This is a genomic window from Neorhodopirellula pilleata, assembly GCF_007859915.1.
Lineage (GTDB): Bacteria > Planctomycetota > Planctomycetia > Pirellulales > Pirellulaceae > Rhodopirellula > Rhodopirellula pilleata.
Window position 1 is genome coordinate 904,165 of record NZ_SJPM01000001.1, and the last position, 15,442, is coordinate 919,606.

Consider the following 15,442-nt stretch of genomic DNA (forward strand, 5'->3'; position numbering starts at 1 on the left):
TTCAGTGTCCGCATTCTTTCAATGGTTGTTCAAAATCAGGATACTTTCGCGACCGCCCCAAAACGACCGTCGAAGGCTAGCGTCGGTGAGCAACACTTGCGCTTTACTCAAGAGTTTCTCGGGTGTGATTGGCGTCAGCTTAGCTTGCCAATTCAGTTTGATTTGCGGTCGCGCAGACGATTTGCCTGGATATTCGATCGCTCCAGCGGTCCATCCCAAAGTGTCATAACCGACGGTCGGCTGTGCCGATCCGCCGCCGCCGGATCGTTGCGGCCGTTGTTGAGGATTCGCGTTGTAGACCATCGATTGGGCGTAACAGACAAAGCCATCTGGGTTCTCTTGGCGGAAGAATCGCCGGACTCCAACCTTCGGTTGATTCTCACTTCGGACGAAACCGACGTGGCAAAACAATTGATCAATTTTGGTTGATGCCTTTCGCCGGTTATCCCAGTCGTTGAAATCTTCCATGCTTTTGTGCCATCCGGCTCCGTTGTCCGTTTCGTTGAGGCCCTGCATAACGTAGAGCTTGATACCCATTCCTTTTTCTCCCGACCCGCTACTATTGGCTTTGTTATGATTGACACGAGTCAATTCATTTTGAAAGTTGCGACTCGTATCACCGCGAAACAGTTCGACCGATTGATAAGCGTACTTTTCGCTCCATTTTTCGAAGGAACCACCGGCTCCGGAAATAGGTGCACCAAGGATATGAAACGGTTTCTTGAGCGTTCCCGCGATATTGTTTGTCCAATACGCGACCCAGGGAAAAGCGGCTCTCATTAACTGGGAACGATCAATTTTGGTTGTTTTCTCTTGCTCAACGGGAAAGGGCGGAATGAGATTGGTAGCGGTCGCCAACAGAGTACTGCTGGGGATCGCGACCGCGTCGTTTCGCTCGGCGATCTTGATGGCGGATTTCGCCGCAAGGGTCGAAAACAAACTGGGTGTGTTGTTGGTGCCGCCTACTAATTTTTGATAGTTGTAAAGCAGCTTGATTGTCCCCGGTATGCCTTTCTTAAAAGGCGACAAAGATCGGGCAAGTATCTCAAGACCCTCGAGCACCAAATACTCCTTCATGATCGCGAGTTCCGTCACGGTAGCGGCAACCTGTGTGATCACACCAGCTGCCATCAAGGCGACCCCGGCGGGCGTCGTGGGAAATGGCAAGAGTGCTTTACCTGCCTCGTACATTACCCAACCGGCTGTATGAACTCCGTAGGCAATTGCCAATGCCGTCTTGAGCTTTAGCTTACCTTCATAAATCGTTGAATTGGCATCCGCTTTCGGATTCTTCTTCACTCGATCGTAAGGTGGTTGGAGGCCCGGGATGGGCTGCGAGTTTTTCGCGATGTTGTAGGCAATCTCTAACCCAGTATTTGCTGCTTGAATCTCAGGCGAATTATTTTCTTGCCCACCTTTGTCGTCGAGCCATGTTCCGCCCAACGAGTGATGGATCACATAAAGGGCATTGAGTTCACCGATCAAATGATTGCTCGCGGTCATGGCATTGAGCCCACGGGCAATGGAAACACTGGCGGAGTAAACCGATGCGTCCGCCGCGTTTTGAGTTTCGATCTTCCCGTTGATCGTCGCTCCGGTATTGAACAGCAACCCGGCGAATACCATAAAGAAAAACAGACCGACCGGGATCGAGAACGCGACCGTTCCGCTTTCGTTTCGATGCCATGAAATGGTCAAATCGAACAATCGATGAGCAATCGGTGGAGTTTGGTTGCGTCTGATCATTTCCTTCTCATCAATTAAAGTTGAAGTATCGGCTCATGAAGGCAGGATCGTACGGTACACCGAGTCGCGGGGTATCTTTGCAGGCTTCCGACGGTAGCGTGACGGTTGTTTGGATGTCTCGGGCGAAATAGAGCGGACTGAGGAATCCGCCCGGCGCGTCGTTGTTGAGCACCCGGGCCGCGACAGGAATATGTAGGTGCATTTTGTGCTTGACGGTGACCCTTACGTCTTCGTTCCAAACGGGAGCCTGCTGCTTAAAACTGTCTTCAAACTCAACCGACGTCGCTAAGCCCGCGTAGATCAGTTTGTTCTTGACATAGCCTTCCCGGGCCAACGCGTTGGGTTGCTTGATGATGGCGGAGGCTTTGCCGGTTTCATTGTGTTGTTGTGCCAAACGAACATACATGTCCGAATACAGGTCGAAGAACTGATCCAGTGCGATCGTATGAATTTGCGGATCGGAAAACGGGAACTCACCCGATGAGACCGTCTCGGCAAGCAGAAGCGGGAAGACCCGCTTAGCGTGGCTTTCGTATCCCGACGAAAACGGCGTCATGCCCAACATCGCCGCTCGATTGGCGTAATACTTGGCGTTTTGCAGCCCTTTGGCGTCGGATTCGGGATCGGAAGAACGCCACACGATCGCCGAACGAGCCGCGGCGTAAGAGGCGTACACGCTGCCGCACTTGACCAGCAAAATCAACGTGCACTGGATCATCACGCACACGAGGATCAATATGAACGGAAACGTTAAGACATACGGCAATGCGTAGGAGGCTCCTTTTTCCTCGCGGAAGAACCGTCGAAAGTGATGGAGTCGCAGTTTGCGGACGCTGCCGGCGATCATCGCGACGAGGATAAACAGGCTGACCGCCCAAACAACCCAAACGTCCTCTACCGATTCCACATAAGGGTTCTGGTTGATGGCGGCGAACGGATTGAAAGCCAAAACAACGTTCATAATAGTGGGCTCCCGATCATGGTGCCGATCAGTGTGAACAGGACACGCAGTGCCCGAACACCGAGGAATGCAAAGAAGACGATCGACGGAAACATCAGCGCCGTCGTCATCACCAATTCGATCGCCGACATGCCACCACGTGGCTTTCGATGCGCGGTCGGTCGGCGCCGACGACGGACGGTGAAAACAGGAATCGGATTCATTGGATTGACCTCGTTGACGCGTTCACAGTAGAGCGGCGATCAACACGCCCGATGTAAAGAATGGAGCGAGTGGAAATTGTTTTTTGAGCAAGACGCGATGTTGCGATGGCGGCGGTGCGATCATTCCGGGAGCCAATCGGCAGCCGATCGATCGAAAACAGGCGATGAAAAGTTCGAGCGGCCCGATCGTCCAAATTGCGTAACATGCCAAAGCCGCGCCGGCGACGATGAACGAATACAACATCGCCTGCAAAATCATGTCCCAGCCCAACAAAGTCCCCAGACTCGCGGCGAGTTTGACATCGCCCGCCCCGCCACCGGACAAACTGAAAATCACAAACATGATCGCGAGCATGCCCAGTCCGCCGCCGAGCGAGCTGCCCAAGCCGACGGCTCCCAACCAAGCGGACCAGTTTTCCGCGAAATGGGCGATCACATTCAAGCCGATTCCGATCACAAACGCCGAATAGGTCGCCCAATTTGGAATCCGCCGGAACTGCAAATCCAAAACCGTAGTGGTCGCGAGCAACGCCAGCACCACGAAACCGGCAACACCGCCGAGCGTCCAGTTCACCGGCAGGACGCTTGCCCAAATGCACCCGCCCACAACGCAGCCGATCGCAAACGTTCGGTAGGGATGGCTTTCAAAATCCGGCATCGAAAACGGTAAAACGGTGTTTTTTGCGAGGGTGGACATGCGTTTGTTGGGGCTCATGAACAAGGGAACGCATTGTGGTGACGACTTTACGAACGAGACCGCGACGCAAGCCGCACGGAAAAAAGATCCAAACAATGAAGTTTTATGATCCGTTTTGGCTGCCAGGCTTTGAGTCGGCGGTCAGATTAGGTGGGGTCGAATCGGGTGGCGGAAGGGCATCTCGTGACAAATCGATCATGTCACCCAAACCGAGGGCGTAGGCTTCATGGGCGAATGTGGCGACTTCGCCGGTCCAATGCATTTCGCCCGTCAATCTGCCGGCGGCATCCCGCCCGGTGCTGCGAAATTCGTAGAGCGTTTTGGCGACGTACATTCCTGACTCGTCGAGTTCCAACATTTCGTCGATCGAGTGGACACGCCGTGATCCGTCGTCGTAGCGGCGGAGTTGAATCACTAGATTGACCGCCGAGGCGACCTGCCGCCGGGCGACTTGGACCGGCATTTCCACACCCGACATCAGGCACATCGTCTCTAGGCGAATCATCGCGTCGAGCGGCGTGTTGGCGTGGGTCGTCGTCATCGCGCCGGCGTGACCGGACAACATCGACTGGATCATGTCGAGCGCCTCGCCGCGTCGGACTTCGCCGACGATGATTCGGTCCGGCCTCATTCGCAGCGAATCAACGAACAAGTCTTGGATGGAAACCCGTCCGCGTCCGTCCGGCGACGCCGGTTGCGCTTCGAGATACACCGTGTGAGGTTGGTTGAGCTGTAGTTCGGAACTGTCTTCGATCACGATGATGCGTTCGTGTTCCGGGATTGACGTCGACAACGCATTGAGCATCGACGTTTTTCCGGTACCGGTACCGCCGGAGATGATCGTATTCTTGTGAACGACGATCACGACCTTCAAGAATTCCGCCGCTGCGGCGCTCAGGCTCCCCCACTGGACGAGCGAATCGAGATCGAAAGTCGATCGTTTGAACTTTCGAATCGAAATGTGTGGTCCGCCCCGTGAACTCGGGGGAATGATCACATGCACCCGCGAACCGTCGGGCAGCCTGGCGTCCATGCTGTGGTGATCTCGGTCGACAACCCGATTGACGTATTCGGCGATGTTGCGAACGGCCGCCATCAGCGCCGGCTCATCCGGGAACGCCAAGTCGGACAATTGCAAACGGCCCGCTTTTTCAAAGAAAATGGTCTCGTGACCGTTGATCAAGATTTCCGAAACATCGTCGTCGTTGAGCAACGGGGCGATCGGCGAGAGGAAATGCCGCACCGTTTGACGATAGATTTCGGACGGTTTCATGAACGCCGCTGAGGTGCCGAGTGAAAATGCGACCGAGTCAAAAGGCCTTGTCGCGGGTGATGCTCGCGTGCCATCGGTGGTTCGGTTATACTCGCCCAAAACGGCGGAGAGGGAACCCCCAACCCCCAAGGATTCAAATCATTACAGATACGAACCACCAATGCAATGACCGACATCGTTCGCCTTCATCACGAATCCAAATTCGCAAAGTTATATGAGGGTGTCACGTCGCTGGGCAAACAGGTTGCGATCAAGGCGTACCGCTCATCGATCCGCGACAATACCCGTTTGCGAGATCGTTTATACGCCTCGGTGAGGGATGCGGCGGCGCATCCCCATGACCACCTGCTCGACTACATTGATATCGACCGTGAACAGGGTTGGATCGTTTCGGAGTGGATGCACTCGACGATCCATTGTTTGTGCCCAAGTGATCGGGGAACGTTTCCCGCTGGAACTCTCACACCGGACGTCGCGTTGACGTGCCTGCAACAAGCCTTGTCCGCACTGAAGTTTTTGAACGATCTTGGTCGCTTTCACGGAAACTTGAAACCGAACAATATGCTTACCGACGTTACCGGTAACATTCGTCTGAGCGATCCCTTCATGCTCGCCGTCGATGCCCCAGGAGTCATACCGAGCGTCGGAACACCGAAGTACTTGGCTCCGGAAATGACCGGGACGCTGGCTTCAATACCCGGTCCGGGAATGGACTTGTACGCTTTGGGCATCTCGTTGATCGAGTTGATGTCGGGAGAGCGGTTCACGGAGTCGATGACGGGGATCAACAGCCGGACCCCGGATGACGATATGGTATGGCTTCGTTGGCACGGCGATCTCGACGCACGCTTGCCTCCGGTGAACGAGCTGGTACCAGGGTGCCGCGAAGACCTGTCCCAGGTTCTCGACCGAATGGTCATCAAGGATCCGCATCAACGCTATCGCTTTGCCAGTCAGGTGCTGCAAGACTTGGCGGTGTTCTCGGCTTCGGTGTCGCCTGCGAATCGCCCACACCAAGGCAACTTTGTTGGCGACCGCTCAGGCCCTTCGCCTTCGCCCGTTTCTCGCGAATCGATTGGTTCGGAACAGGTTTCCTCTACTCCAGTGCGTTCGGCCGGCGGACATGGAGGTGCCCCGCGTCCCACGGCTAAATCCCCTACTACCAAATCTTCATCCACCAATACTGCGGCCACGCCAACCGGGGCCCGTGATGATCGTCGGGTGGCGACGGCTTCCGATGTGATGGATCGCCCAGACGAAAACTTAGTGATCGCGATTGCATCGGGGATCCGCGCCGGGGAAATGATTGGACTGGATTGCTATCGGTTCGATGTGGGGTTTGAAAACGATTGCACGATCGTGGTTGACCCTGAACATCCAGATGGCTCGCCGGAAACTCGCGTGCGAGTCTCTCAATCGAGTAGCGGTTGGACGGCCCAATTGGTTTCGGGCACGGGCGCGTTCATCAATCGATCTTTGCTCCGCTCGAGTTCCCCGCTTCGCTCGGGTGATTTGATTCGAATGAGCTACGACGGCCCGGACGTTCAATTCTTTTTACAAAGCGGCAAGCCGAGCATCAAACGATTGGCGGCGGACTATCTGGCAACAAAACCAAACCCGACCAAGGCTCCGACGAACGCCCCGGCGACATCAGACGCAAAGAAACCGATTGCCAACCGAGTTCATCAGGCCAGCGGAAATAGCGCCGGAAGATCACCGAACGCGTTGGCTCCGCTGCCGCCCCGGCCAACGTCGTCGGCACCCCTACCGCCCGGATCAAAACCGACTTTGGGTAGTCAATCCGCGCCACTGCCCCCGACGGCGAAACCTGTGAGTGCCTCGCACGACCCGAGTTCTGACGAGGACGATGGGAGTCGAAAAACGATGGTGCTCGACCGCTATCTATCCGATATCCAGTCGGCACAAGGTGCAGCACAAGAAACGCCCCAGCGTTCGGCGGCAAGACCGTTCGGCGATGCTCGATCGAATGCTCCCGCACCGCCATCGGCACCAGCAGCTCAGAGTGTGAATTCAGCGGCTCCTCGTCCTCCCGCCGCCCACCCCTCCGCACCCCAACCCACTCGTTTGCAACCTACGCCGACTCAGACGACGAACGCTTCGGCACCCCAAGGCGTTGTTTGGACTCAGCCAAAGACGTGGGACAAAACGACGAAAGATCGAGTCTTGATCGGATCCGCCATTGTCGTGGCGATCCTTGCGGTACTGTTCTTTCCGACCGGCGATGATTCCGATCGTGATGGCTCGTCGGAACCCGACAACATCTCCTTGTCTACCGAGAACAACACCGAATCGGAGGCACCGGAGTAATGCAGAAATTCCCTGTCGGTTTTGATATCGGGACGACCATCTCAGTCGCTGCGTATGTCGATCAATCCGGCACGCCGCAGGTTGTCAAACAAACCGCGTCGACCGGTTTGGTCCCGAGTGCCATTTTCTTCGACCGCGAACCGATCGTTGGTAAACAAGCGGTCGAGCTGAGCGTTCAGTCATTGGACAACTATGCGGAGGGTTTCAAACGCGATGTCGGCAAGCCGCACTATCGAAAACGAATCAACGGCTTAGACATCCCTCCGGAAATCCTTACGGCATTCCTGGTCGAACACCTCACCAATCAAACCCGACACCTTGTCGGCGAATTGTCCGAGGTCGTTGTCACGGTGCCCGCGTATTTCGATCAACGACAACGATCGGCGACGCAACGTGCGGTTTCGATCACCGGCCTGAACGTACTCGATGTCATCAACGAACCGACGGCGGCCGCGATCGCGGCAGGTTACGAGCTCATTCGCGCAGGCGAAACCGACACGAAGCGAAGGATCCTGGTATACGATCTTGGCGGTGGGACATTTGACGCGACACTGCTCGAAATCGACGGAAGGATCTTTCGAACACTCGGAACCGATGGCGACATTTACCTCGGCGGACGCGATTTTGACGAACGGATCGCGACCAACATTGCCGAAACATTCATCGACCGACATGGGATCGATCCAAGATGCGATCCCAGTGATCTGCTCCGGCTTGATCAGTTGGCAACCCAAATCAAACACGCCCTTTCCCAGAGCGAGTCGTTTGATGTTTCCTTCCAACATGCCGGATTGCTTTGCGGCTTTTCCTTTGGCCGTCGACTCTTCGAATCGTTAGTCGGTCCGCTAGTCGAGCGGACGATCATGACCGCCCAGTCCGTCATCAGCGAAGCTGGTTTCGATTGGCCCGACGTCGACGAAATCCTCTTGGTCGGAGGCTCGAGCCGCATTCCGTTGGTTCGAAAGCGGCTTGAAAGTGAAACGCAAACGCCGGTCCGCATGGTCAGTGATCCGGACACTTCGATCGCCAAAGGAGCGGCGCTGTTTGCCGCCCTGCGTAGCGAAACGGATTACTTGGACGAAGCCTCCAAATTCGATGTGGTCAATGTCAACGCGCACAGTTTGGGGATTCAAGGTTTCGACCCTGACACCCAACAACGCGTTAACAAAATTATCCTTCCGCGAAACACACCTTTACCGGCGACAGCAACACAAGTCTTCACGACGATGGCAGATGGTCAACCGAACGTTCGCGTGCGGTTGCTCGAAGGCGAAAGCGAGAACCCCCTGTTTTGTACGGCACTTGGGCAGTGCGTGGTGCATTTGGATCCTTCGCTTGCCAAAGGAACCGAGGTTCGCGTGAGTTGTTCATACGATGCCAGCGGAAACATCACCGTCGCATCGAATGTTCCCGCCACCAAAGCATCAGCGTTTGTCGAACTTCGCCGTGAAGGATTCGCCGAATTGGATTCGCTGGATTCTTGGCGTCGGCGGATCGCGGGAGATGAGGCGGGCGAAGGGAGCCTTGATGCGTCGGCGACCCCGCTTCCCAAAATCGTCATGCTCAACGAAGACTCTAGTTTGGAAGAGCTGCTCGAACGATTGGATCAGATCTACGCGTATGTCGGGCGATCGGTCAGTGACCAAGCGGTGCCGACCGAAGCGATCGCTACCCAACGACTCGCCAAAACGCTGCAAGCTGAAACAAATACTCTGAAACGATTGATCGCCTTACTGGGACTCAAACAGCAATCGAAAAAAACACCGCTTGAAAAAATGCAGCTACAAGGCGATGTCGCACGCGTTCGCATGGCATGGGATCAATCCAACAAACTACTTCAACACTCGTGCATCTCACTCGGACGCACTTATCTGCGTTTTTCGAACGCCGACACGATCGAGAACGTTTCGTTTCAAGAAGTCGAACGACTTCAACAATGGATACAACGGCAACTTGATGCACAGCAATGAATCGGGCAAGTGAACTTGCAATGAGTATCCAATAGCAATGGCACCCTACAACTACTATCACCAATGGCTCGGCATCAAGCCGAACGATCAACCACCGACGTTGTACCAATTGCTGGGCATCAGCCAGTTCGAAAATGACCGCGATGTGATTCGAAATGCGACCGAAAGGCAATCGCTGCACGTGCGCCGTTTGGCGAGGGGACCATTTACCGAAATCGGCCAGGCGTTGCTCAACGAACTTGCTGAAGCCAAACTAACCCTGCTCGATGACGAAAAACGCAACGCCTACGACGCTCGACTTCGCCAAGAAAGCCTCCATGAATCCGAGTCCAAGCCCGTTCCCGCCGGTGAACAATCCTCTGGCAAACTGGCCCCCGGTGAACTGGCCGCCGGTGAACTGGCTCCCGGTGAACTGGCCCCCGGTGAACTGGCCCCCGGTGAGAAAGTCGACGATCAGCAAGCCGATGACTCCGTCCAGACAACCGGTGACGAGGAGCTGGCCCGACAGATCGATCGAATCAGCGGGAATCAGCCAACCGGAAACACGATCGAAGAACCGCCGAACGTTACCTCCGAGGGTCGGCTCAACGATCGCCAGACACAATCGACGCACATCCAACTGACACGAGAGCAAGCCAAGCAAAGTGGACGAGAGGGTTGGGTCATCGGATACAACACCGGCTGTCATTTTCACGTCGATTGTCCCGTGGTATCGAATGTTCATTGCAAATTCACTTGGATCGCCGAAGTGCTATCCCTGCGTGACTTGAATTCGACCAACGGAACTTTTGTCAATCGACGTAAGATAAGATCGGTCACTCGGATCCGTCTGACCGACTTGGTCACCTTAGGAAGAGACCACCGGATCATTTTCCCGAGAGAGTTGTTCGATTCCGTCTCGATCGCGCGCGTCGGAGCGTTCATCTTCGTTGGACAGGGCAGTGGCAACGAACTTCGTCTCGAGTCACCCGCCGTGTCGACCTACCACGCGAGACTCGATTGGATACAAGACAGGATCGTCGTCGTCGATTTGAATTCGACCAATGGGACCTTTGTGATCAATTCAAGCGGCAAGAAACGATTGAGCGAGCCGTATCTCCTGTCCAAGAACGATCGAGTGTGTTTCGGGGATCTCACACTTGAGTATCAAGACATGTTTGAAAAGCTTATTCACCATCAACTGGCAATGACCAACGGGACCCTATGAGCCATACCATCAAACTACTCGCCGCTGTCGGACTGGGGTTGCTCGCGGCGATATTGAACTTTGTCGTGATTTCGAGCCGAACAAACCCCGTCAAGTTCGCTACGCTCAAAGAGGCCGTGCGTGCAGGGACGACGATTACCACGGATATGATCACTTCGATTGACGTGCCGGCCCAGTTTGCCGAATCCTTGTCAAAAAGTGCCGTCCCGATGGAAGACATGGCCGTGCTCAGCGGCAAAGCGGCGAGCCAAGACATCGAGGCCGGTATCTTGCTGTTGTGGGATTTCGTTCCAATTCGGGGCCCCCAATACGATCTGCGAGACGGGGAAACGGCGGTTTTTATCGACGTATCTCGCAGTCCGGTAGCTTCCATTTCTGTCGGCGAGCAAATTAGTTTCCGCCTTCCCATCGATGATCAAGAAAGTGGGTTCGAATGGATCGGGCCGTTTCGTGTTGTCACCGTCGGCGACAATCGAGTTCGCGGGGATCGAAATGATCGCGTCAACGAGATCAGCATCGCGATGCCGGAAACGACGACGGATCCGCGGTTCGTGAAACTTCAAAGCTACCTCGATCGTGTTACCGATGGTGAAGACCTGCCACTGCAGATTCGAGCACACCGCGAATCGTGAAAGAACCGAAACACGACCATGAGAATCGCCTTCAACCGACTCGGTGATGCGTCACCCACCTACTTCAACTCGACCGAATCGATCATACGCATCGGCTCGAATCCGTCGTTAAACGACATCGTTTTGAGCAATCCCTACGTTTCGCCGACCCATGCGATTCTTAATCGCAACGGCGATACATGGGAATTGACCCCACTGGGCGATAATGAAATCATCGTCGGCCAAAGCGCGGTGCGAATGGGCGAACGGGCGATCATCGGGCATAGCGAATCGATCGAGATTTTTCCCTTCACGCTCAAGATCGAAAACGCGGTCGACTTCGCTGGTGATGACGCATCGCTCGACGATCAGATCTCAAGATTGGTGCTCACGATTCACCGTGACTTGCTTGCTCGTTTGGACGTCGAAGACGCCGATGATTCGAGGAAACAATCCGATGCCTTCTTGTTGCAGCTCGAGCATGACATCGAGGAACTCGCTAGGACGCACGGATTTGAATCACCCGAAAGCGAATCCGTCGTCATGCATTCCGCCGCCATGCAAACGCAGGGTGCCTTGCTACGTCGACTGATCGAAGGACGTCACGATGAGGTCAAAAGCAACGAACTATGGACAAGGATGTTAACGTCGATGCCCGACATGGAACGGACACTTGACGAGTGGATCGCCGAGATCGAGTCCGAATTATCCGTGCAAAAGTCCGCCGATCTGAGTGAACGCATTGCTCAGATCGAGCGACGTTTCCACGACCGCTGGAACCTACTGTGCGGCAAACGCAAGATCACCGGCCGCAGTGACTTCTTGCGATACCTCGCTCATGCGTACGTGAAGAAGCAAGTCAAAGACATCCTGTTCGGCTACGGACCGCTCGAAGACCTCATCCGGATGCCGAACATCTCCGAGATCATGGTCGTCAGCCGCGACAAGATCTATGTCGAGAAAAACGGCGTGCTTGAAAAATCCGGTCGGCGGTTTGTATCCGATGACGTCACCGTCGCGATCATCGAACGGATCGTCAACCGCGTCGGACGACGCATCAATACGGCCGAACCGCTCGTCGATGCGAGATTGCTCGACGGTAGCCGTGTCAATGCGGTGATCGCACCGCTGGCCATTAGCGGTCCCTGTTTGACGATCCGGAAGTTCCCCTCCAAAAAGATGCTGATCGACGACTTAGTTCGTAAAGGTGCCTTATCGCGAGTGGCGAGAAATTTCCTGCAAGCGTGTGTTCTCAAAGGTTGCAACATTCTGATCTCCGGCGGGACGGGAACCGGGAAAACGACCATGCTCAACTGTTTGAGCGACTTCATTCCTGACAAAGAGCGGATCATTACGATCGAAGACACCGCCGAACTGCAACTTCAAAAACAACATGTCGTTCGGATGGAGACGAAGTCGGCAAACTTGGAAGGAACCGGCGAGTACACGATTCGCGATCTGGTCAAGAACTCATTGCGAATGCGTCCGGATCGCATCGTTGTCGGCGAGTGTCGCGGCCCCGAAGCGCTCGACATGCTCCAGGCGATGAACACCGGCCACGATGGCTCGATGACGACGATTCACGCGAACACCGCCGAAGACGTAATCCAGCGACTCGAAGTCTTGGTCCAAACGGCGGCGGACCTGCCGATCTCGTCCATCCACAGCCAAATCGGATCGGCGATCGATATCGTGGTGCAGCTCTCCAGATTAAACAACGGTCGACGTTGTGTTTCGCAGATTACCGAATTCGTCGGCTACGATAAGAGTGAGCAGGTACTCCGAACGAAGGATCTTTTCTTGCTCGATGATGAAACCGATGACGCGGAATTGATGCCCACTGGTGCGTTGCCTTCGTTCATGAGCGAACTGCTTGCTCGTGAATTGATCGACCTTGATGCTTTTTACCGTTGAGACGAACATGCTTTTGTTTCTTGCTTGCCTCTCGATTGCTGCGGCGACGTTTCTGACGATCTTCTCGCTCGGACCAACCTGGGATTTGGTGACCGGACGTTATCTGGCCGACATCAAGCCCAAATTACGGCGGCTGAATATCGATGACTCGGCCCTCGATCGATACATGCGATGGTGGGGCGTGACGCTTGTCGGCAGCTTCGTTGTTTTGGGCATCATCATGCAAATGATACCGATCGCGTTGTTTGTTGGTTTTGTTATCTTTGTCTCACCCCGCTATTTCCTTGATTACATGCTCGATCGGCGGCGTTCGATGTTGCGGGACCAGTTGGTGCGGGCGAGTGTCGGCGTTGCCAATGGATGCCGTGCCGGTCTCGGATTGCCGCAAGCGATTGAAAAGGTCGCGTTCGATACGCCCGAACCACTCTCGCTCGAACTCAAGCGAATCTCCCGAGATTACCGGGCCGGCCGACCGTTACAAGATGCGATTCGTGAAGTTCAGAAACGACTCGATATCGAGTCGTTTACCACGTTCTCCTCCGCGATCATCGTGACGTTGCAAAAAGGCGGCAACATCTCGACTTCGTTGGAACGCATCAGCCGCGGGCTCGAAGAAATCCAGCGGCTCGAACGAAAAGTCGAAGCCGACACGGCGGCGGGCAAACGAATGGCCGTCATCCTGAGTTTGTTTCCGATCGGGTTCTTAGGAATGTTTTATGTTCTCGACCCGGTTTCGACCGGCGTGTTGTTCGAAACGTTCGTCGGCCAATTGGTGGTCTTCACCGTTTTGGCGATCGTGTATGTCGCTTGGAAGTGGTGCTTAAGCATCCTGGATTTGGATTTGTAACTCGATGAGACCCTGGAATCAAATATTGGTGAACCCATCATGATTGCGATCAGCAGTGCGTTGTACGCCGCCAGCATCGGACTGCTGACGTGGGCGTTGTTCGAAATCGTTACCCGTGAGCGAGTCTCGTTGCGTGACGTGGGACGTTTCGAGATCGAGCGTCGCGAATTGTTGCGTCAACGCAATCCGACCTATCGACGTTTTGAACCTTTGATCGACGAATGGAACCGCTCGCGCAAGATCAAACCAAAAACAATCGAGGAAACCGATTTCCAACTCGCCGCTGCCGGTGTCCGTGAGCCCTGGACAGCGACGGAGTATCTGAATCTGAAATTCTGCGAAAGCTGCTTCATCGCGGCGTGCAGCTTTTTGGTGGGACGATTCATCCTTGGTTCGTCGTTCTTTGGATCGGTCTGTTTGGGCGTCCTCGTGTTTTACGTCATGCAGTGGTCGGTCGCGCAGACGCTTCGAAAGAATGCCGCCAAACGGCAATTGATCATGAAGCGACGATTCGCGGCGGCGATCGATTTAATGGCTTTGATGATGGGGGTCGGAGCCGGATTCGGCGAGTGCCTCGATGTGGCAGTCATTGAGAATCGCAACAACCCGCTCGGTGAGGAACTGGCCCTCGTGAAGAAGGAAATTCAAATGGGCGCCGTCCGTGGGAAGGCATTAATGGGGATTGCCAATCGAGTTCGCGATCCCGACATCACCGAGGTCATCAAGTCGATCAACGAAGGTGAAGAACTCGGCACTCCACTGAGCGGTATTCTTCAAAATCAAGCAGAACAAATGCGGATGAAACGGTCGCATTGGGCGGAAAAGGCAGCCGAGGAATCCCAAGTGGCCATCGTTTTCCCCGCCATGCTGATCATGCTGGCCTGTTTACTTATTGTCGTTGCCCCTTTCGTGCTAACCGCATTCGCCGATGGAGAGTCATTCTAATGATGCGTTTGAGTGTTTTTTCAGATCAATCATCACTCGGTCAGTACGACTTGATACGTGGTAAACAATCCGTCGGCAGTGCGGCGACCTGTGACATCGTGATCGCGCATCCCGAAGTCAATGCGTTGGCGACGATGGTCGAAGTCAGCGGTTCGGCGGTGTTTGTTGAGAACAAGAACCAGTACCCGATCTACGTGGGACAGCAACTCGTCGACGTGGGCGGGATGGCCGAATGGCCGGTCGGAGCGACGATCGGCTTAACCCGTAGTGTCACTCTGGAACTCGCGGACACGACGAGTGTATCCGTCGATGCCATTGAAAAAGGTTCCGCCCAAGACAAAACGATCCAAAACGCCGTCCAGGTTGTGGTCATCGCCGTCTGTGCCATCCTCTGCTTTTACATGCTCGCCAACGACAAGGGATCCTCAGTCTCGACAACCGGATCGGAAGTTCGGTTTGATGAATTAGTTCAACGATACGAAGCCGCCGGCGGTAGTGAACTGAAGAACCTAAGCCATGGGCATCGTGTCCTGTTGGGATACTTGACGGAAGCCCGCAACATCGAACGACGGTGGGGCCGATCCAAGTCCGACGAAGCGAGAGAAGCCTATGAGATCATATTGCGTTATCATTTAGTTGGGGCCAACAACGCGTCCGATTCACTCGTCGATGAAACGCGGCAGTTTGCTTCGAGCCGAATTGCCGGTTTGCGTTGATTCCTCATGATCGTTGCGTCACCG

The 15,442-nt window shown here is 54.8% G+C and carries 13 protein-coding genes; 8 read left to right on the forward strand and 5 right to left on the reverse strand.

From position 1 onward, the window contains the following. Positions 1-18: 18 nt before the first annotated feature. The 5 genes from Pla100_RS03055 to Pla100_RS03075 form a co-directional block, all read right to left on the reverse strand. Entirely contained in the window at positions 19-1,746 is a 1,728-nt protein-coding gene (locus Pla100_RS03055) for a Tad domain-containing protein (RefSeq protein WP_146576164.1), read from the reverse strand. A 10-nt stretch (positions 1,747-1,756) separates the two neighbouring features. Continuing rightward, complete coding sequence (locus tag Pla100_RS03060; RefSeq protein ID WP_146576165.1) at positions 1,757-2,707, reverse strand: hypothetical protein; 951 nt, start codon at positions 2,705-2,707, stop codon at positions 1,757-1,759. Then, positions 2,704-2,910, reverse strand: coding sequence for a hypothetical protein (locus Pla100_RS03065; protein WP_146576166.1), 207 nt, complete (start codon positions 2,908-2,910; stop codon positions 2,704-2,706). Before Pla100_RS03065 ends, Pla100_RS03060 begins: the two co-directional genes overlap by 4 nt. Positions 2,911-2,932: 22 nt before the next feature. Further along, positions 2,933-3,607 carry a prepilin peptidase gene (locus tag Pla100_RS03070; RefSeq protein WP_197167661.1) on the reverse strand — a complete coding sequence of 225 codons (675 nt, stop codon included), beginning with the start codon at positions 3,605-3,607 and terminating at the stop codon, positions 2,933-2,935. Positions 3,608-3,710: 103 nt separating this feature from the next. Next, positions 3,711-4,880, reverse strand: coding sequence for a CpaF family protein (locus Pla100_RS03075; RefSeq protein ID WP_146576168.1), 1,170 nt, complete (start codon positions 4,878-4,880; stop codon positions 3,711-3,713). A gap of 165 nt (positions 4,881-5,045) precedes the next feature. On the opposite strand from Pla100_RS03075, the gene Pla100_RS03080 reads away from it, so the two are divergent. The 8 genes from Pla100_RS03080 to Pla100_RS03115 are packed head-to-tail and all read left to right on the forward strand — an operon-like array spanning position 5,046 to position 15,418. Continuing rightward, entirely contained in the window at positions 5,046-7,208 is a 2,163-nt protein-coding gene (locus Pla100_RS03080) for a serine/threonine protein kinase (protein WP_146576169.1), read from the forward strand. Then, positions 7,208-9,178, forward strand: a complete 1,971-nt coding sequence (locus Pla100_RS03085) for an Hsp70 family protein (protein ID WP_146576170.1) — start codon at positions 7,208-7,210, stop codon at positions 9,176-9,178. Before Pla100_RS03080 ends, Pla100_RS03085 begins: the two co-directional genes overlap by 1 nt. Positions 9,179-9,215: 37 nt before the next feature. After that, positions 9,216-10,385, forward strand: coding sequence for an FHA domain-containing protein (locus Pla100_RS03090; protein WP_146576171.1), 1,170 nt, complete (start codon positions 9,216-9,218; stop codon positions 10,383-10,385). Then, a complete protein-coding gene (locus Pla100_RS03095) occupies positions 10,382-11,017 on the forward strand; it encodes a CpaB family protein (protein WP_146576172.1) in 636 nt (211 codons plus the stop codon). The genes Pla100_RS03090 and Pla100_RS03095 overlap by 4 nt, the downstream gene beginning before the upstream one ends. A gap of 18 nt (positions 11,018-11,035) precedes the next feature. After that, complete coding sequence (locus Pla100_RS03100) at positions 11,036-12,910, forward strand: ATPase, T2SS/T4P/T4SS family (RefSeq protein ID WP_146576173.1); 1,875 nt, start codon at positions 11,036-11,038, stop codon at positions 12,908-12,910. Continuing rightward, positions 12,894-13,757: a type II secretion system F family protein gene (locus Pla100_RS03105; protein ID WP_146576174.1), complete on the forward strand. Its 864-nt coding sequence runs from the start codon at positions 12,894-12,896 to the stop codon at positions 13,755-13,757. The genes Pla100_RS03100 and Pla100_RS03105 overlap by 17 nt, the downstream gene beginning before the upstream one ends. A 39-nt stretch (positions 13,758-13,796) precedes the next feature. Next, entirely contained in the window at positions 13,797-14,702 is a 906-nt protein-coding gene (locus Pla100_RS03110) for a type II secretion system F family protein (RefSeq protein ID WP_146576175.1), read from the forward strand. Next, positions 14,702-15,418, forward strand: coding sequence for an FHA domain-containing protein (locus Pla100_RS03115; protein ID WP_146576176.1), 717 nt, complete (start codon positions 14,702-14,704; stop codon positions 15,416-15,418). Before Pla100_RS03110 ends, Pla100_RS03115 begins: the two co-directional genes overlap by 1 nt. Positions 15,419-15,442: the final 24 nt, after the last annotated feature.